We start from the raw sequence: 17,763 nt of genomic DNA, 5'->3' as shown, positions 1-17,763 counted from the left end.
GCCGATCGGCCGAGTAAAGAGCGCCTTCGGCGCGACTTCGTAGTGGCTTCGCCACCCTTGACACAACCGATCGCAGCGACAGGACGGCCGCATGGGGAGCGGCCCGTTAGTGGCACCGCTTTTACGAGGCGAGTGACGACAGTTTTGACGACAACGCTGACGACAGTTGCTGCCTCAACGACGTCCCCTACACGACAACTTGCGACCTATCGTGCCTGGTCACGGACTCTGCCCGCTCCTGGCAGTGTGGGGGTCAGGGGTTCGAATCCCCTTAGCTCCACAAACTGAAATCCGTTCCGACCTCTTTCGGAGCGGATTTCGTTGTTTGTCGGGTCGGTTTCGCAGCCGCCAACAGGCGACTTCAATGTGGAAGCTCGTATGGCGCTCGGTGGCGAATCACCCGCTCGAGCGCGCGAATGTCGGATTCGATCTGCCGCGACAGCCAATACGCCAGCACGAAACCGGCAATGCCCCCAAGACACAGCACTCTGATCGGGACAATGACTGCGGCGATTTCGGAGGCGGTCAGGAAGCTGACGGCCACAATGCCGAGCAACGGCACCGAGGCCGCGACCGCCAAATAGCGTGGGAGTCGGCGGCTGAGTCCTTCTAGCTGTTCGGCCTCTCCCACACTCGTCTGTCCGTACGCGACCAGTTCCGGGTAGACGCTGCGCACGATGTAGAAGGTGAGCAAGAAGAACGGATATGCGATCGCGATTGCGCCACACACCGTGATTGACAAAAAGAAATGGATCGCAGACCTGGCAGGGATTCCACCCGCAAGATATTGCATAAGTAGGGGAAATGTCAGCGCGCTCACCAGCAGTAAACCGGACACGACCAACACCACTCGATCACCCATGACGAGACAGTCATGGCGCGCTCGGGCCAAGGTTTCTGCGGGCGGTGCCGGCCCCCGTCGCAGGCGTCGTGGGATCAGGATGACGTACCGACACCAATAGACAATCACTGCAGCGCCGAGCGGAAAGAAGATCAGGTTGAGCAGCGTGGTGACCAGAGCAAACCGATTCTGAGCCTGCTCGGAGAGATGGCTGACGATAAGCAGCTGATTGTGCTGGATGTTGTAGGCGCCGGCCAGCATTAGGGGAATCAGGATGGCCAGCGCGGTAACCGGCAGAATGAACGGCCGCAGCCGCAGGCGCCAACTGCGCGCAGGCGGATCCACCAAGTCGCGAGCGTGCGGGTCCAGGCACAGCTGGAGTTGCTCGGCGAGTTCAGCGCCAGAACTCCAGCGTTGATCGCGATCGGCGCTCAGAGCCTTCAGCAGAACTCGTTGCAGCGCGGTAGGACAGTCACCGGGTAGCGCGGCGAGCGCAGCAGACGAAACTCCTTTTGCGCGGGTGGTCAGCATCAGCTCGAGCGCCGTGCTGTCGCCGACCAATCCGGCCGAGCCCGCCCGAGCGGCTTGCGCCGCCGAATCGTCGAATGGCTTCATGCCGGTCAGGAGTTCCCACAACACGACCGCAAGCGAGTAGATATCGCTGCGGGTATCGAGGTCTGCTTGCTCTAGCGTGTGTCCCGGCCGGCAAGCGGTGAGCTGTTCGGGGGACATGTAGGACAGTGAGCCGCCGAAATAGTCGAACGGGCTTGCGCCCTCTACGTTGCGGGAGAAGCTGACGTTGAAGTCCGCGAGTTTGGGGGTGCCGTCGCGCGTGAGCAGGACGTTCGCGGGCTTGACATCGCGGTGCAGGACGCCCCGTGAATTCGCATAGTGCAATGCTCCGGCCAGTCGTTTCCCCAGCCACGCGACAGTCTCGGGCCAGGAAAGGGTGGCGAGCTCAGCGCGGGTGATTGATTGGGTTGGCCGGCTCTCACCGCGTGACTCGAGTGCGATGTCCACCGCGTCGAGCAAGGCCTGACCCGAGTCGGGTCGCTGGTCGCCGGCGAAAATCACCCGACCGACGTCGAGCAGCGTCCCGCCGGGCAAATACTGCATGTACAGCAGCCGCCAGTCTCGATCGCGGAGAACGTGCTGGTCGAAGACTCGGACGATGTGATCGTGATCCAGCTGAGCGAGGGTTTGTGGTTCGTGGCCGCGGTTCGCCGATATCTTGACCGCCACCAGCCGCTGCAGCGAAAGTTGCCGGGCTAGAAACACTCGCGCGAATGCGCCCCTGCCGAGTTCGATGAGCAGATCGAAGTCGTCGAGCCGCTGGCCGACGCTGATCTGCGTGAGGTCCGCGGATGGGCTGACATCGGCAAACGCCGAGCCGAGCGTTCCGGTGCCACTTTCTGTTAATTGGCCGGTTTCGGGCCCCGTGTGCGTTTGAGTGAACCCTGCCGTGTAGCCGGCCGTCGGATCTGTCATGGCAACCTCTTTTTAGGTCGCTTGAATCGTAACGGCTGCGGTACTTGAGCCTGGAAGTTTCTAGTGGTGAGGATGTGCCGAACCGATTGGCGAGCTCCCCGGTGGTTGCTCAGAGTTGACACCCCCACCGATCCTGGGCACTCTGAGTAAGTAGGTAATTACTTTTCTTGGAGTCGCTGTGGCTGAGTCGACGCGGGAGCGCATCCTCAACGAGGCGTTGCGCTTGTTCGGTGAGCAGGGGTTTGCAGGCACTTCGGTCGCCCAGATCGAGCAGGCTGCGGGCCTGTCACCGGGCTCGGGCGCGCTCTATCGCCATTTCAAGTCCAAGGACGAACTTCTCGTCAAGGCCGTGGAAGCCCGAGTCCTGGACCGCGGCCAGTTCGCACAGTTCCTTTCGCCCGATTTCTCGGTGCTCGCGATGCTCGATCTCATCGCGCCCGACACCGACCTCGTCGACCGAGTGGTGTTGTTGTGCAGGATCGGCTTGCAGCGGCTTGATCATGACCGCGACGTAACCCGAATTCTGTTGCGTGACAATACGACACCACGCGAGGCGCTGGATGTGGTGCGACGCGACGAGCACTTGGTGGTGCTGTCGGTACTGTCGCGAGGATTAGCCGAGCTCGCCGGCCCGGACCGAGCCGACGAGGACTGGGAAGCCTTGGCTGTCGTGCTGCAAAGCGCCTTGTCGCACTACTGGTTGGTGAAAGACCTTTTCGGAGGCGAACATCCGTCCTCCATCGATCCCGACCGATACCTGCGGGCGATCGCCGAGATGGTTGTTGCTCGTCTGAAAGTACCTGCCGCGGAGGTAGTCCGACCGTAGGGGAGAGGCCGCGGTCTAGACGATTTCGCCGCCCCGACGAAGTCTTCACGGGCCGCAGCCGTCTGCAGCTTCGGCGGCTACGGCTGAGCGACCGTAGATCCCACGACGGAGTTCGGGCGATTTTCGTCGTGAGGTTCACGGTCGGTGATGAGGTGCTGCGGGCGGCGGGCCCTACCTAGGGATCAACCGCTGGCTGGACCGCGCGACCCCAGTTCACACCGCGGCGTCTAGACCGCACCCGAACGTGAGCCCAGCAGCTTGCCGGACGGGCCACTGCCACAATAGGCCCCAAATTTCCTGGTCAAAGGGGTTGACGGCCCTACAGCGCTATGCTCCAACAGCTATAAGTAAGTAGTTACTTATAAGAGGGAATGAAATGTTCGGATCGCCACGCAACCGCATCCCGGTGTCCACGTGGTTGAGGCTCAGCCTGACCACTGCCGCCCTGACTGCGACCGCTCTGTTGTCGTCCGGGTGCATACCGATCACGGCCACAGTTCTCGTCCCCGTCCCGGCTGTCCCGGTCGTGTGAGTTCTGGTCAGCGTCGCAAGACTGACGGATCGCTCGAGGCTGGCGAATGTACTCGGCGTTCGTTGGGTCAAGTTTCGTTAATGGCAAGAGTCAGGAGTAATCGTGCGTAAGCGGTTGGACCAGAACCTGGCCGACACCGGGGCCGAGAAGATTGATGCCTCGGAAGCGACAGTGACTGGTCACTTATCGAGGAGGAACACAATGTTCGGTTCGTCGCGGACTCGCATCCCGATGTCCACCTGGTTGAGGGTCAGCGTGGCCACAGTGGTCCTGGCCGCGACCGCTGTGCTGTCGTCCGGCTGCATACCAGTGGTGGCCGAGGTTGTCGTCGTCCCTGTCCCGGCGGCGGTGTGAGTTCTGGGTCGATGTCGCAACGCTGGCGGACCGCTCGAGGGGTAACAAGCGCTCGGCGTTTGTTCAAGCTCCGCCAGTTGTGAGGGTCAGGAGTGATCATGGGTAAGCGGTTGGACAATGCTCAGGCCGAGGCCAACGAGGTCGAGGCCCCCGTCGCGAGAGCGACTTCCTTGACAAAGTTGGCGTTGGTCGTGCTTCTCAGCACGACCACGTTGATGTTGACGGGGTGCATTCCGTTGGCGCTGCCGAACTTTTGCGCACCCAACCCGCCGTATTCGATGGGGTGCCCCTAACGGCTGATCAACCTTTGCGTGCCGCTTTGGTGGCGATGAACCCAGTGAGCGCCTCAGCATGCGCCGGCCCGTCAACGAGCTCGTCGATCAACGCATTCTCCCGGCCGAGCGCTGCCCGGACGTTGTCGGTATCGGTGACCGTCAGCAACTGTTTGACCGCCGATAGGCTTTCGATCGGTTGTGCGGCAAGGCGTTCGGCGTAGCCGCGGGTTGTCGCGAGCAGATCATCGGGCTCGCACACTTTCCAGACCAGCCCCATCCCGAGTGCCTCATCGGCGGCAATCCATTCCGACGACATCAGTACCCATGCAGAGTTCTGGCGGCCGATGAGTTTGGGCAGCAGATACGTCGATGCGGCCTCAGGAGCGATGCCGAGACTGGTGAAAGGGCACTTGAGTCGGGCGGTGTTCGACATGAAGGCTAGGTCCGCGAATCCCAGGATGGTGGTACCCAAACCCACCGCAATCCCGTTGACTGCGCAGATGAGAGGTTTTGGAAACTCGATAAGCGTCTCCATCAATCGAGCGAACCCTTTGGCCCCTTGCGAAAAAGGAACGGTGCGGTCTCGGTTCTGCATTTCCTCGAGGTCGGTACCCGCACAGAACGCACGTCCGGCGCCGGTCAGCGTCACCACCGCAACATCGTCATCGAGCGCTGCCTCCTGTAAGGCATCGCTGGTGGCATGGTAGAGCGCCTCATTGAACGCGTTCATCGCTTCAGGGCGATTGAACGTCACCGTGCGGACGCGGTTCGCGTCGGCGACCTTCAGTATGATGACTCCTCTGGAATGGAATACGGCGCGACCTTTTCACCGTGCTGAAAACAAGGTCAGTTGCTCGATCAATACGAGCGCGGCAGCGCAAGGCTGTGCTGGGCCACGTAATTCAGGATCATTTCCCGGCTCACCGGTGCGATCCGAAGTAGCCGGGCCAGACCCCACTGCGGCAGAAGCCCATATTCCTCGGATATCCCGTTGCCGCCGTGTGTTTGAATCGCATGGTCGGCAGCTTCGATCGCTGCCTCGGCGGCGGCGTACTTGGCCATGTTGGCGGCTTCGCCTGCGGGATGACCATTGTCGTAGAGCCACGCGGCCTTCGCTGTCATCATCGCTGCCAGGTCTACTTCGATCTTCGCCTTCGCCAGCGGATGCGAGATCGCTTGGTAGGAGCCGATGGTAGGTCCCCAGACCGTCCGGGTGCGGGCATAGTCGGCCGCCTTCTCCACGGCGTGCCTGCCGATGCCGACGCACACCGCTGCGCCGGTGATGCGTTCGGGGTTCAGCCCGTCGAAGACCTGTCGAAACCCTTCGTGCTCAGTGCCGATCAAGCTCGACGCCGGCAGCCTCACATCGTCGAAGAAGAGCGTGAATTGCTTTTCAGGGACGCTGATCCCAACGGGCAGCCGCTGCGCAACTAGTCTCGCCGCGTCGGTAGGCACCAGGAACAGGGACAGTTGCTCGGGACCGGTTCGAGCCACCACGATCACCGCACTCGCCTCATCGATACCCGAGATGTAGTACTTTGTGCCGTTCAAGACGTAGTCATCGCCATCGCGGGTCGCTGTGGTGGAGATCTGACGCGTGTTGGAGCCGGCGTCGGGCTCGGTGATCGCGAAAACGACCTTGGTGTCGCCGGACGCCATGCGCGGCAGCCATTCCCGCTTCTGCACGTCGGTTCCGTACCGGGCGATGAGTTCACCCGAGATGGCCGAGGACACCAACAGGAGCAGTAGCGGACAGCCGTGCGCAGCGGTCTCTTCGCAGACGATCGTCAGCTCGGCCATCCCCGCGCCGCCGCCACCGAATTCCTCGGGGATGTTGATACCGATGAAACCGTGATCTGCCAGGTCTTTCCAGAGTTCATCGGTTGGCTCGTGTGCGACCGCGCGCTCGGCAAAGTAGGCCGCGCCGTACTTGTCGGTGACGGCACCGACAGCCTTTCGAAGGTCGGAGTGTTCGGCTGATTCGAGGAAATCCATTAGTGCACCAACTTGTCGGGGATCTCGGTGTGCATGGCACGCAAGTACTCGCCGAGACCCTTGGCTTGCGGATCGGTCTTTGTGCAGGAGGCAACCCCTTGGCCGAGGTAGCCGACGAGCACGAAGTTCAACGCTTGCAGATTCGGGAATTCGTAACGTCGGACCGGTAGGTCGCCGATCTCAGGGATCAGCTGGCGGACCCGTTCCGCGGTCAGATGGGTTCGCAGCCAATGCCATCGCTCGGGACTGTCGGTCCAGACTCCGACGTTGGCATTGCCGCCCTTATCGCCTGACCGCGCCGCGACGACTGCCCCGAGCGGACGGCGACTGGTCGGTCCGAAGTCGGCGATCTCATCGCTGACGGTCACCTGCCGATCGTGCGACGCACTGCTGTACGCGGGAGGCGGGATCACCTCGCGCTCTCCGTTGGCGTGTACGACGACATGTTGAACCGCCGAGGCGGGCACGACGGTGGGCCAATAGATCCCGAACTCGCTGGCCGACGTCGGCGGGGTGGTGGTGTGGAAGCCGGGATATCCCGCTAGAGCCAACTCGACCACCGCATTGGAGAATGCGCGGTCGACCTTGGCGCGATCGCTGTCTTTCACGGTGATCCGCAGATGAGCGGTGGCATCGGCAAGACATGTCGGGTCGGGCTTGTCGTAGCGGAGGAGTTGGACGTCGACATCGTCGAAAGCGCCTTGCCCGCCGAGCAGTTCGAAGAGCTCATCGACTGCCCACGCCGCTTTGTCCTCGATTTCGAGGCCCGTCAAAACCATGGTCATGGTGTTGCGGAACCCACCGATGTAGTTCATCGCCACCTTCAGCGTCGGTGGTGGCGGCGTGCCGCGGGTCCCCGACACTCGGACGCGGTCAGGGCTCTCGGGCACGATGGACAAGCTGTCGAAGTGTGCGACGACATCGGGATTGGCGTAGGCCGGCGCGCCGACCTCGTAGAGCAGCTGCGCTATCACGGTCCCGGGGGAGACGAGGCCACCGGTGCCGGGGTGCTTGGTGATGACGAAGCTGCCGTCCGCCGCCAGTTCAGCGATCGGCGAGCCGGGATAGCGCCGGTCGGTCACTTCGGCGAATTGGGAGTAGTTGCCCCCGGTGGCCTGCGGCCCGCATTCGATGATGTGCCCCGCGGCGACTGCACCGGCCAGCGCGTCGTAATCGGTTGGCTCCCAACCATGCCACCACGCACCAACACCGACGACGAGCGCGGCGTCGGTCACCCGGCCGGTGATGACCACGTCGGCTCCGCGACGCAGCGCCGCGGCGATCCCGAACCCGCCCAGGTAGGCGTTAGCGGTGACAGGGGCGACACCGGCGTCGGCCAGCGCGACTCCGGTGTCGAGGTGGGCGAACGGGTGGCCGTCGCTGCGTAGGGCATCCAGCCGAGGCATGATGTCGTCGCCTTCGACGTGGGCGACCTTCAGCTCGACGTTGGCAGCCGCCGCGAGCCGTCGGACTTCGGCGGCCATCCCGGCGGGATTGAGGCCACCGGCGTTGACCACGATCTTGATTCCGCGTTCCGCGCAGTCGGCCGCGACCTGCTGGAACTGTGTCAGAAAGGTTCGTGCATAGCCGGTTTCGGGGTTCTTCTGTCGCGCCTTCCACAGGATGAGCATGGTGAGTTCGGCGAGATAGTCGCCGGTGATGACGTCGATGTCGCCCCCGTCGACGACGGCGCGCATGGCGGAGAGGCGGTCACCGTAAAACCCTGACGCGTTTGCGATCCGCACTGGCCGCGTGCTCATCGCGCCTCCGCGGGTTGGCGGCGGCTCGGGGCGCCGGCGAAGGCCTGGGCCACTTCCATCCAGGTTCGTGCCACCGGACCTTCGATGACGAGGGCGGTCTCGCTGTAATGGCGGCGTTGCGTCACGACAAGGACAAAGTCCTCGGCAGTGCCGCACACCCGGTTCGCACTGTCGCAAGGCCCCCAGGTCCATTGGCCTTCGTCGGGAGCTTTGAGTGCGACATGCACCGGCTCGGTTGGTACCTGGAGGCCATGCAGTTGGTGGGAGAACGCGAAGGTGGCGACACCGAGGTGGGCGATGCTGCGCAATCCGGTGCTGGGCGGGTGAGCGACGCCGAGAGCCTCGTAGATGTCTCTGCCGTGCGCCCAGGTCTCCATGAGTCGCGCCGTGGCACAGGACGCGGCACTCATCTCGGGCCCGAACCACGGCATTCTGGATTTAGGGTCCAATTCGGCGAGCTGACTGAGCAGTTCTGCGCGGGAGTCTCGCAGCCAGCCCAGCATGGCCTCCGGTGTCAGAATCCGGTGGTTCTCGGCGATGCGGTCGGGAAAGTCCATGCCCTCGGCCATCAGGCCATCGGCGAACGTCCGAAACTCGGTGGGGCTTCGAAGCGCCAACAGTGCCGCGTCGTCGAAGAACGCCAAGTGCGTCACCTGATCCTGGATCGTCCAGCCCTTCGCCGGAGTGCCCAGTCCCCACTCGTGGAAGGACAGCTGCGACAACTGGTCGATCAGGTGCTTTGATTCCAGGCGTAGATCGTCGATCAGCATGGCGTAGTCGAGCGCCATCACACCCCTTTCCAGACAGGCCGCCGCTTCTCCTTGAACGCCTGCATGCCCTCCTGGGCGTCAGCGCTGAGATACACCGGCTCCCAGATGTTCTCGGCCAGATCGAAGGCCTCGCTCAGCGGATGTTCGGCCGTCAGTGACACGGTCGCCTTACCGGCCGCGACCGACAACGGAGCGTTGGCAGCGATCTCCTCGGCGAGAGCCTGGGTGACATCAACGAGGTCGGCGGGGTCGACCAGGCGATTGACCAGTCCGATTTGATACGCGCGATCTGCGCTCAACGGCGCCCCGGTCAAGACGAGCTCCATCACAATTCGACGGGGAATCATCAACGGAAGCGGGGCAGCCCAGGGTGATCCGCGGCCCACCTTGACCTCGGTGATGCCGAACGTCGCGGTGGTGCTGGCGACGCAGAGATCGCAGGTCTGGGCAAGCAGGAACCCGCCGGCGAACGCGACCCCGTTGACTGCGGCGATGGTGGGCTTCTCGACGGTGATGTTGCGTCCGAACTGGGGGACGAAATCGACTGGCGGAATGGTCAACTTCTGCTCGGACATCTCCTTGAGATCACCGCCGGCGCAGAATGCTTTCTCACCAGCCCCCGTCAGAACGAGGACACGCGCGTTGTCGTCATCGTTGAACCGGCGAACACCGTCGAACAAGCCGTCGCGCACGGCCTTGTTGAGGCTGTTGCGGGCCTCGGGTCGGTTGATCGTCAGCCACGCGACGCCGTTGCGGACCTCGTATGTGACGCTCACGATTGCCCGTCCGACACCACGGCGAGCACCTGTCCCGATTCCACCTGATGGCCGACGTCGACGGCGATCGACGTGACGATGCCGTCGGCGGGTGTCCGCACCGTGTGCTCCATTTTCATGGCCTCCAGCACCACGATCGCCGTCCCGGCGGCAACCTCTGCGCCTTCGCCAACCTCGATGCGCACAACGGATCCGGGCATGGGAGCCAACAGGGACCCGGCCTCCTGCATAGCGCTGGGGTCGGGGAACCGGTCCACCTCGCTGAAGACAGAACAGCCCAGCGAACTGTCCACGTAATGGGTTGTGCCCGCGACTGTTACGCGGTAGCGACGACGCACACCCTCGATCTCCGCGTCAACCTGTGACGCTGATGCGGAAATGATCCGCACCTGCGGGGTCCAGTCGCCGACCGCCGCGGACAGCGATGAACGACCGAACCGGTAGCCGACTTCAAAGCGCTCCTCGCCGGCGGTGAAGATCGCGGACTGGGGTTGGCTGACCAGGGTCCGCCACCCTGACGGCATCGCCGGGAGGACCGCCGTGCCGGAACGTCGGCCGGCCTGCGCTGCCAAGGCCGCTATCAGGGCATGTGTTCGTTGAGTGACGTCGTCTTCGCCGTTCATCAACCCTGCCGGGTCGTGGCGGTCCAGATATCCGGTGTCGATGGACCCCGCAAGGAATTCCGGCTCGCGCAGGATACCCACGAGGAGGTCTCGGTTCGTGGTGACACCGTGCACACGAGTTTCGGTGAGCGCACGAGCTAGCCGACTGCACGCATCGGCGCGGGTGTCGCCGTATCCGATCACTTTGGCGAGCATCGGATCGTAGAAGGTGCTGACTGTGCTACCCGAAGTGAAGCCGGCGTCCACGCGAATGCCGTCGAACTCGGGAAACTCCAGTGTCGTCAACGTGCCCGATACCGGAATAAAGCCGGCTGCAACGTCTTCGGCGTACAGGCGAACTTCGATGGCGTGGCCTCGAGGGGCGGTGTGCAGCATTTCCTCCGGTAGCGGGGCACCACTCGCGACGAGAAGTTGAGCGCGAACCAAGTCGACTCCGGTCACCAGTTCGGTTACCGGATGCTCGACCTGCAGACGGGTGTTGACCTCGAGGAAATAGAACGTGCCGTCGGGCGCCATGACGAACTCCACGGTGCCCGCACCTTCGTAATCCAGTGCCTTGCCCGCCGCGACGGCGGCGCGCCCCAGCTCGTCCCGCAACGCGTCGTCCACGGCGGTCGAAGGCGCTTCCTCGATGATCTTCTGGTAGCGGCGCTGAATGGAGCACTCCCGCTCACCGAGATGAACAACGGTGCCGTGCGTGTCCCCGAAAATCTGCACCTCGATGTGCCGGGGGGACTCGACGAACTTCTCCAGAAACACCGTTCCATCGCCGAAAGCCGATGCTGCTTCGCGTCGAGCGCTCGAGACCGCTTCCACGAGTTCGCTTTCGGACCGGACTATGCGCATGCCGCGTCCACCGCCGCCGAACGCCGCCTTGACGAGGGCGGGGAACCCGATGGCAGTGGCGGCTGAGCGCAACCGGTCCGGGTCGCCGTCCCGATCGGAGTCGACTGTCACGCCGGGCAGCACGGGCACCCCCGCTGCCCGCATCATGTCCTTAGCGGCAATCTTCGAACCCATCGCGGTGATCGCTGCCGGACTGGGGCCGACGAAGACGACCCCGGCTTCGGCGCAGGCGGTGGCGAATCCCGCGTTCTCGGAGAGAAATCCGTAACCCGGGTGAATCGCTTCCGCACCGGTGCGCTGTGCCGCGGCCAGGATCAGATCTCCGCGAAGGTACGTGTCCGCCGGAGCCGTCCCTGGAAGGTGGACCGACTCATCGGCCTGCGCGACGTAGGGGGCATCACGGTCTGCATCGGAGTACACCGCCACGGTGGAGATATCCATGGCGCGTGCCGTCCGGATGATCCGTGACGCGATCTCGCCACGGTTGGCGATCAGCAGTTTGTTGAACACGGCACTCACATCCTGAACACGCCGTAGCCACGGCGGCCTTCGATGACATTGGAATGTGCTGCAGAGAGCGCCATTCCGAGCACGGACCGGGTGTCCCTCGGGTCGATGACGCCATCGTCGTAGATTCGGGCGGAGACGAAGAACGAATGTGACTCACGCTCGATCTGAGCCTCGATCTGCGCGGTGCGCTCGGCATCGGCCTCATGGTCGAAGGGGCGACCGGCTGCGGCGGCCGCCGCCTTGCCGACGATCGACAGGACACCCGCGAGTTGAGCTGCCCCCATCACCGCCAACTTGGCGTTGACCCAGCTGAACATGAAGCGCGGATCGTATGCGCGCCCGGACATTCCGTAGTTCCCAGCGCCGAACGAGCCGCCCATGTTGATGGTGATGTGGGGGACGGTGCTGTTGGTGACCGCATTGATCATCTTGGCGCCGTCCTTGATGATGCCGCCCTGTTCGTATTCGGTACCGACCATGAAGCCCGTGACGTTCTGTAGGAAGATCAGCGGCGTGTCGGTCTGGTTGGCCAGCAGGATGAACTCGGTGGCCTTCTTGGACTCTTCGCTGAAAAGCACGCCGCGAGTGTTGGCGAGGATGCCGACGGGGAAGCCGTGAATGGAGGACCACCCCGTGGCCAGACTGGTGCCCCATCGCGGCTTGTATTCCGAGAAGCGTGAACCGTCGACGATTCGTGCGATGACCTCGCGGGGATCGAACGGGACGCGGGAGTCTCCCGAGGCGATGCCGAGCAGTTCTTCCTGGTCGTAGAGCGGCTCGTCGATCGGCAGGGTCGGTCCGGGACCGAGCTTGCGCCAGTTGAGATGAGCGACGATGTCGCGACCGATGCGGATGGCGTCGACCTCGTCGACAGCGAAGTAATCACCCAGACCGGAAACCCGGGTGTGCATATCGGCGCCGCCGAGGCCTTCGTCGTCGGCTTCTTCACCGGTGGCCATCTTCACCAAGGGGGGTCCGCCGAGAAACACCTTCGCTTGTTTGTCGACGAGGACCGCGTAGTCACACATCCCTGGGACGTAGGCACCTCCGGCGGTCGAGTTCCCGAAGACGAGAGAGATGGTCGGGATTCCCATGGACGACAGCTCGGTCAGATCGTGAAAGATCTTGCCCGCGTGGACGAAGAGCTCTGACTGGGTCGGTAGGTCGGCGCCTCCGGACTCGACGAGGTTCACGACCGGCAGTCGATTGACTCGTGCAATCTCCAGGGCACGCAGATTCTTTCGCAGCGTGTAGGGATTCATCGTGCCGCCGCGCACGGTGGGATCGTGCGCGATGACCATGCACTCGACCCCGCAGATGACGCCGACACCCGTGACAATGGCGGCGCCCACATTGAATTCGGTGCCCCAGGCGGCGAGCGCGGACAACTCCATGAACGGCGCGTCGCGATCGATGAGGAGCTCGATACGTTCGCGGGCAAGCATGCGCCCGCGTTCGTGGTGACGCTTTACGTATCGTTCCCCGCCGCCGGCTGCCACGAGAGCCAGCTGCTCCTCGAGTGCGGCGACGGCCGCCGACTGGACCTGATGGTTGGCAAGGAACGTTTCGGAGGTGGTGTCGACCTCCGAGGTCAGGACGGTCATCGACTTCCTTCAAGAGATGCGCGGGCAGAGCCGAGAAAGATAGTGAATGCCCATACACTAAGCGAGTAATGGCAAGTCACAAGGGGCACGGTGAAGGAACACCCCCAACTGGTGATGCATCGGATACTTGCGGAGTACGTGAACCAGACGGTCGAGCACCGGGCGGATCATTGGCCACCCCGCACACCCCGTTGTAGGCCTTCGCGAGCACGCTCGTAGTCGGCCACCAACTCGTCGATCACCACGCCGGCGTCGGCGATCTCGTGGACCCCTGACACGCTGTGGCCCGCACTCCACGCATTGCGATTGGTCAACAACCGATCCTGTGCGAAGCTGCCTGTCGCGGCGCCATTCGGCGATGCGTTGGCGTCCAGCCAGCAGGCAAGCAGGCTCGCCGGGATTCCGCCGACCCGGTCGGAGAGCTTGACATCATCCAGCGTGGCGGACACGAGGGCGCGGCGGTAATCGTCGCTGGCCCCGCTCTGGGGTGTTGCGATGAATTTGGTCCCCAGGTAGACGAGATCGGCGCCGAGAACCTCCGCGGCTAGCACCGACTGCCCGTCGCTAATGCCTCCTGCCAGCACCACTGGGCCGTCGAAGATTTCCCGGACGGCACGCACAAAGGCGAACGGGTTGGCCCATCCTGTTTGGCCGCCTGCGCCTGCGCTCAGCAGGACCAGCCCATCGGCGCCAGCGGCGACTGCTCGGGAGGCCTGTTTCAGACTGGCGACGTCGGCGAATACCCGGGCCCCGGCGTCATGGAGCGGCCCGACGACCGGTGCGGGGGAGCCGACACTCGTGATCACCAGCTCCACCCGGTGCCGGATCAGCACTGCCAGGTCCTCGTCCCGGCGCGAGTTGCTCCCGTGCACGACGAGGTTCGGCGCGATAGGTGCCGCTGTGGCGTCGAGATCGGCACTCAGCAGGTGCAGCCAGTCATCGAGCTCGCCGGCACTGGCCGCATTGTGTGTCGGAAACGATCCGATGAGGCCACGCCGGCTGGCCGAAATCACCAGGTCAAGGGTCGAAACGGCGGTCATCGGGGCCACGATGACCGGCATCGACATCCGGTCAGCCCACATGGTGACACGCGAGGAATACGCAAGCATGGCGACCTTGGGTACGAGTGATAGTGAATTCAAAATAACTATTGATGGAATGCAGGTCAACGGCGGTGTGCTCACTGCCGCGCGCCGGCATCCGAATAGACCCAGCTACCGACCCGAAAAGGGCGATTGACAAAGTGACCCACATCACCAATGATTAGCGGGTTAGTAAATCGTGAACCGCTTTTGGTTCGCTTAGAAGGAGACGCGTCCCATCAACACCGGCCTGCCTGCCGAGACCGTGGATTTCGCCGAGTTAGCCGACCGCTTGGCCGCCGCCAGCGATGAGCACACCCGGACGATGGACGCCGCGCGTACGCGCAGCGGTCAAGACCTCAGCGCCCTGCTGGACGCACTGTCGAGGCTGAGACACGACGACTTAGGCGCGGACGTAGTCGATGTCCTGGATTGTGCAGCGCGCGAATTGTGCCAATCGGCGGTCTTCGAGCGGGTGATGGTGTCGCGTGTGGATGGTTCGACGTGGTCGCCTCTGCAGCTTTACGTACTCGGCGGTGATGGCCGTGTCGTCGTCGACGTCGATGCCATCGGTGGCGGCGTCGACGATTTCGAGATCGCGTTGCTGTCTCCATTGGTGGAGGCCGAGGTCGTCCGTCGCAAGCTGCCGGCATTGGTCCTTGACGCAGCGCACGAGCCTCGCGTCCATGCTCCGCTCCTGGAGCGCACCGGCACAAAGGAATACGTCGTGGCACCCGTTGTCGCGAACGGTGTATTGGTCGGGTTGCTGCATGCCGACAGAGCCTCCGATGGCAGGCCGCTGACCGAACTCGATCGAGACCTGCTTCGGATGTTCGCCGACGGTGTTGGACTGGTCTTGGAACGCGGACACCTGGCGGAACGTGAACGCCGACAACGCCGCGCGGTGGTCGAGGCGTGCCAGCTGGCGCGGGACTTCCTGGAGGAATTCGACCTTTCTGCTTCTGGTTCGCCGCTGACATCGTCCGAAGCGCTAAGCGTGACGGCGTCGTCGACGCGGCCGGATCGCGAGAGCCGCTTGGCGCACCACCGTGAGGGAAGCCGTGAGGGAAGTCGACTCTCCAGACTCACCGCCAGGGAGCGCGAGGTGCTGGCGCTGCTGGCCAGTGGCGCCACGAACTCACAACTCGCGGATCAACTCACGGTCGCGGAGAGCACGGTGAAATCGCACGTGAAGCACATCCTCCATAAGTTGGGCGCAGGCAACCGCGCCGCGGCCATCGCCTGCTATCTGCGTGAGGTACGAGACGATGAACGGCGGCCGCGATGAGTGTCTCCATGATCAACGACACGGCGAGGTCCTTGACGGCTTCCCGCGCGGGAAGCGACTGGTGGTCGCGCGAGTTGGACCTGGTGGAACGACTGCGCGCCTTACGTGTACGGATCGACGAGATGGTCGGCGGGACTGTTTCGTTACCCGAAATCCAATGGGACGTGCCGTGGCGATCCGCCGAGACGATTTCGAACCTGACACATGTGTGCATCGACCGGTTGCGCATGTGCTCGGCAAATGATGTGGTGCACGCGAAGCAACTCTGCGATGTGATCCTCGACCTGCAACAGCTGGCGATGGACTGGTACCTGCACGACATCGCGATGCGTGGTCAGCGGTTGGCCGATTGCGCGGTGGGACTGAGCAGACTCAGGGGTCTGCCCAGTTCCACGGCGCTGCTTGACAGCGCCTGCGAAGAATTGGTGCTGCGGTGCGGATTTCACCGAGCGGTGCTGTCGAAGGTCGAAAGCTCCGCGTGGACTCCACTGATGATGCACAACCGGGGCCAGGGGGAGAACCCCTCCTGGTTTCACGAGTGGACAAAGCAGTCGGTACCTCTGATAGGAGAAGCTCCTGAGGCCGAGATGCTGTCACGGCGCCGGCCGTCACTGGTCTACGACACCGCGACCGCACCGGTCTATCGGCCGCTCATCGTGCAGGCGGGTCAGTCGCGATCCTATGTGGTTGCCCCGGTGGTGCTGGGTGCCGACGTGGTCGGGTTCCTGCACACCGACCATCACCCGTTGACCCGCAGGGTCGATGACGCGGACCGGGATGTCATGTGGGCGTTCGCAGATGGGTTCAGCCATCTGTATGAGCGCGCCGTTCTCATCGAACGCCTCAAGACCCAACGCGACAGTGTGCGTGAATTGTTCTTCGGTGCCATCGATCGCATCGACGACCTCTGCCAGTCGGATCTGGAAGCGGCGCGTCACACGGACTCCATTGAGGCCGTCGGCGATGTGCCCGGCCGGGTACCTGTCGGACTCACCGAACGGGAGATGGAGGTGTTTCGTCTGATGGCAAATGGGGCCAGCAATCACGAAATCGCCGAACAGCTCGTCATCACCCAGGGCACGGTGAAGTCACACGTCAAACACATCCTGCGAAAGTACGGTGCGGTCAATCGCGCACAAGCTATCGCATGGGCGCTCAACGGTCGGTGATCATCCCGCGTCGACCAGGGGCATAGTCCGTAGGAACGTCCCGTCGTGGTAAATCAGCGGAGGCGGAGTACTGCCGTCGTGGCTGTCGCACTGCACATGTAATACTCCGCCGATCACCAGGGTGGAGTCACCGGCCGGAATCAGTTGTTGCACACTGAGTCTCATCCATGTCAAAGTCCCGGCCAGCAATGGTTCGCCCGTGCTGAGCAACGACCAGGACCCGGCCTCGGCGAATCTGTGTTCTGCGCTGCGGGAAAACCGCCGTGCTGTCTCGCATTGGTGCTCGCCGAGGATGTGCACCAGCACCGTGTCGGCTCGGCGCAGCGCAGCGATGCTCGACGAGGTATGGGTGATGTTGAAACACACCAGCGGTGGGTCGAGCGACAGCGATGTCAGTGATGTCGCCGTGAATCCGACCGGACCGGTGTCGGCCATCATAGTGATGACGGCGACGCCGGCGGGATGCCGACGCATGGCCGCCCGGTAGGAGTCGGCGGTCACGGTCATGCCGGCCGGGATTCCTGAACTGTCAACCGGTGTGAACCCATGGTGTCCAGTTCCTGCAGGACCGGCCCGCGGATCAGCGCGGCGACGTGAGGGAGCAGCGGACGCAGCATCGCCCCGTCGCAAATGCCGAGTGCATGCAGGTCGGTGATGAGCCCGGCCAGCCCGGCGGGTGTTCCGATGTAAGTGAGTGTGTCGCCACGAGGCACGATGTGCTGAGCCGCCATCTTGTCGCGCGCCCCCGCGGCGTCGTAGTCGATCATCACATCGATGTCGACCAATACGTCGATGCCAGGATGATCACCGCGCGCCGACGCCGAGCGCTGCGCCACCCTTCGCAGGTCGATACCACCGACTCGGAGGTACTCACCTGCCGAGTCGATGCGCATTTCATCGCCGTCGATGACACCGATGCGGACGGGTCCGCCCGCCCGGATGTCGCACATCGTCGCGGCACCGAATGAGTATCGTTCCCTCGTCGGCTGTGCCGGCCCTGAGGACGTCATCGCCTGTACCTCCT

At 63.4% G+C, this 17,763-nt stretch carries 17 protein-coding genes; 6 read left to right on the top strand and 11 right to left on the bottom strand.

What is annotated here, in order from left to right; genetic code table 11:
• Positions 1-361: 361 nt before the first annotated feature.
• The gene (locus G6N43_RS22780) at positions 362-2,329 is read right to left on the bottom strand and encodes a serine/threonine-protein kinase (protein ID WP_083150265.1); all 1,968 of its coding nucleotides are present in this window, start codon (positions 2,327-2,329) and stop codon (positions 362-364) included.
• Between the two features lie 178 nt (positions 2,330-2,507).
• On the opposite strand from G6N43_RS22780, the gene G6N43_RS22775 reads away from it, so the two are divergent.
• The 3 genes from G6N43_RS22775 (at position 2,508) to G6N43_RS22765 (ending at position 4,334) form a co-directional block, all read left to right on the top strand.
• Complete coding sequence (locus G6N43_RS22775) at positions 2,508-3,155, top strand: TetR/AcrR family transcriptional regulator (RefSeq protein WP_083150266.1); 648 nt, start codon at positions 2,508-2,510, stop codon at positions 3,153-3,155.
• A 733-nt stretch (positions 3,156-3,888) separates the two neighbouring features.
• A complete protein-coding gene (locus G6N43_RS22770) occupies positions 3,889-4,041 on the top strand; it encodes a hypothetical protein (RefSeq protein ID WP_163658165.1) in 153 nt (50 codons plus the stop codon).
• A 98-nt stretch (positions 4,042-4,139) separates the two neighbouring features.
• Complete coding sequence (locus G6N43_RS22765; protein ID WP_133056544.1) at positions 4,140-4,334, top strand: hypothetical protein; 195 nt, start codon at positions 4,140-4,142, stop codon at positions 4,332-4,334.
• A gap of 7 nt (positions 4,335-4,341) precedes the next feature.
• Here G6N43_RS22765 and G6N43_RS22760 read toward each other — a convergent pair whose 3' ends face one another.
• From G6N43_RS22760 to G6N43_RS22725, 8 genes are all read right to left on the bottom strand, one after another.
• Complete coding sequence (locus tag G6N43_RS22760) at positions 4,342-5,109, bottom strand: enoyl-CoA hydratase/isomerase family protein (RefSeq protein ID WP_083150268.1); 768 nt, start codon at positions 5,107-5,109, stop codon at positions 4,342-4,344.
• Positions 5,110-5,174: 65 nt separating this feature from the next.
• Positions 5,175-6,311, bottom strand: coding sequence for an acyl-CoA dehydrogenase family protein (locus tag G6N43_RS22755; protein WP_083150269.1), 1,137 nt, complete (start codon positions 6,309-6,311; stop codon positions 5,175-5,177).
• Positions 6,311-8,071 carry an acyclic terpene utilization AtuA family protein gene (locus G6N43_RS22750; protein ID WP_083150270.1) on the bottom strand — a complete coding sequence of 587 codons (1,761 nt, stop codon included), beginning with the start codon at positions 8,069-8,071 and terminating at the stop codon, positions 6,311-6,313. Before G6N43_RS22750 ends, G6N43_RS22755 begins: the two co-directional genes overlap by 1 nt.
• Entirely contained in the window at positions 8,068-8,859 is a 792-nt protein-coding gene (locus G6N43_RS22745) for a TIGR03084 family metal-binding protein (protein ID WP_083150271.1), read from the bottom strand. Before G6N43_RS22745 ends, G6N43_RS22750 begins: the two co-directional genes overlap by 4 nt.
• Positions 8,859-9,617 carry an enoyl-CoA hydratase/isomerase family protein gene (locus G6N43_RS22740; RefSeq protein ID WP_083150272.1) on the bottom strand — a complete coding sequence of 253 codons (759 nt, stop codon included), beginning with the start codon at positions 9,615-9,617 and terminating at the stop codon, positions 8,859-8,861. Before G6N43_RS22740 ends, G6N43_RS22745 begins: the two co-directional genes overlap by 1 nt.
• Positions 9,614-11,596 (bottom strand): acetyl/propionyl/methylcrotonyl-CoA carboxylase subunit alpha, encoded by a 1,983-nt coding sequence (locus tag G6N43_RS22735; RefSeq protein ID WP_083150435.1) that lies wholly within the window; start codon positions 11,594-11,596, stop codon positions 9,614-9,616. The genes G6N43_RS22740 and G6N43_RS22735 overlap by 4 nt, the downstream gene beginning before the upstream one ends.
• A gap of 5 nt (positions 11,597-11,601) precedes the next feature.
• Positions 11,602-13,200: an acyl-CoA carboxylase subunit beta gene (locus tag G6N43_RS22730; RefSeq protein ID WP_083150273.1), complete on the bottom strand. Its 1,599-nt coding sequence runs from the start codon at positions 13,198-13,200 to the stop codon at positions 11,602-11,604.
• Between the two features lie 167 nt (positions 13,201-13,367).
• Positions 13,368-14,240, bottom strand: coding sequence for an NAD(P)H-dependent flavin oxidoreductase (locus G6N43_RS22725; RefSeq protein WP_234810044.1), 873 nt, complete (start codon positions 14,238-14,240; stop codon positions 13,368-13,370).
• Positions 14,241-14,250: 10 nt separating this feature from the next.
• Here G6N43_RS22725 and G6N43_RS22720 point away from each other — a divergent pair, with 10 nt between their 5' ends.
• The 3 genes from G6N43_RS22720 (at position 14,251) to G6N43_RS22710 (ending at position 16,739) form a co-directional block, all read left to right on the top strand.
• The gene (locus G6N43_RS22720) at positions 14,251-14,439 is read left to right on the top strand and encodes a hypothetical protein (RefSeq protein ID WP_163657905.1); all 189 of its coding nucleotides are present in this window, start codon (positions 14,251-14,253) and stop codon (positions 14,437-14,439) included.
• Between the two features lie 108 nt (positions 14,440-14,547).
• Positions 14,548-15,570 carry a LuxR C-terminal-related transcriptional regulator gene (locus G6N43_RS22715; protein WP_083150275.1) on the top strand — a complete coding sequence of 341 codons (1,023 nt, stop codon included), beginning with the start codon at positions 14,548-14,550 and terminating at the stop codon, positions 15,568-15,570.
• A complete protein-coding gene (locus G6N43_RS22710; RefSeq protein WP_083150276.1) occupies positions 15,567-16,739 on the top strand; it encodes a helix-turn-helix transcriptional regulator in 1,173 nt (390 codons plus the stop codon). The genes G6N43_RS22715 and G6N43_RS22710 overlap by 4 nt, the downstream gene beginning before the upstream one ends.
• On the opposite strand, the gene G6N43_RS22705 is transcribed toward G6N43_RS22710, so the two are convergent.
• Entirely contained in the window at positions 16,740-17,246 is a 507-nt protein-coding gene (locus G6N43_RS22705; RefSeq protein WP_083150277.1) for a flavin reductase family protein, read from the bottom strand.
• Positions 17,243-17,749, bottom strand: coding sequence for a hypothetical protein (locus tag G6N43_RS22700; RefSeq protein WP_083150278.1), 507 nt, complete (start codon positions 17,747-17,749; stop codon positions 17,243-17,245). Before G6N43_RS22700 ends, G6N43_RS22705 begins: the two co-directional genes overlap by 4 nt.
• Positions 17,750-17,763 lie beyond the last annotated feature (14 nt).

Origin of the sequence: Mycolicibacterium moriokaense (genome assembly GCF_010726085.1) — a bacterium.
Classification (GTDB): Bacteria; Actinomycetota; Actinomycetes; order Mycobacteriales; family Mycobacteriaceae; genus Mycobacterium; species Mycobacterium moriokaense.
The sequence above is the reverse complement of the archived record's forward strand: the minus strand, read 5'-3'. Positions and strand labels throughout refer to the sequence as shown.

What these genes read in the sequence shown, in the direction of transcription:
- G6N43_RS22765 (WP_133056544.1), top strand. Translation starts at nt 4,140, where the DNA reads ATGGGTAAGCGGTTGGACAATGCTCAGGCCGAGGCCAACGAGGTCGAG.
- G6N43_RS22705 (WP_083150277.1), bottom strand. Translation starts at nt 17,246, where the DNA reads ATGACCGTGACCGCCGACTCCTACCGGGCGGCCATGCGTCGGCATCCC.
- G6N43_RS22730 (WP_083150273.1), bottom strand. Translation starts at nt 13,200, where the DNA reads ATGACCGTCCTGACCTCGGAGGTCGACACCACCTCCGAAACGTTCCTT.
- G6N43_RS22700 (WP_083150278.1), bottom strand. Translation starts at nt 17,749, where the DNA reads ATGACGTCCTCAGGGCCGGCACAGCCGACGAGGGAACGATACTCATTC.
- G6N43_RS22750 (WP_083150270.1), bottom strand. Translation starts at nt 8,071, where the DNA reads ATGAGCACGCGGCCAGTGCGGATCGCAAACGCGTCAGGGTTTTACGGT.
- G6N43_RS22710 (WP_083150276.1), top strand. Translation starts at nt 15,567, where the DNA reads ATGAGTGTCTCCATGATCAACGACACGGCGAGGTCCTTGACGGCTTCC.
- G6N43_RS22755 (WP_083150269.1), bottom strand. Translation starts at nt 6,311, where the DNA reads ATGGATTTCCTCGAATCAGCCGAACACTCCGACCTTCGAAAGGCTGTC.
- G6N43_RS22745 (WP_083150271.1), bottom strand. Translation starts at nt 8,859, where the DNA reads ATGGCGCTCGACTACGCCATGCTGATCGACGATCTACGCCTGGAATCA.
- G6N43_RS22720 (WP_163657905.1), top strand. Translation starts at nt 14,251, where the DNA reads ATGACCGGCATCGACATCCGGTCAGCCCACATGGTGACACGCGAGGAA.
- G6N43_RS22770 (WP_163658165.1), top strand. Translation starts at nt 3,889, where the DNA reads ATGTTCGGTTCGTCGCGGACTCGCATCCCGATGTCCACCTGGTTGAGG.
- G6N43_RS22725 (WP_234810044.1), bottom strand. Translation starts at nt 14,240, where the DNA reads ATGACCGCCGTTTCGACCCTTGACCTGGTGATTTCGGCCAGCCGGCGT.
- G6N43_RS22780 (WP_083150265.1), bottom strand. Translation starts at nt 2,329, where the DNA reads ATGACAGATCCGACGGCCGGCTACACGGCAGGGTTCACTCAAACGCAC.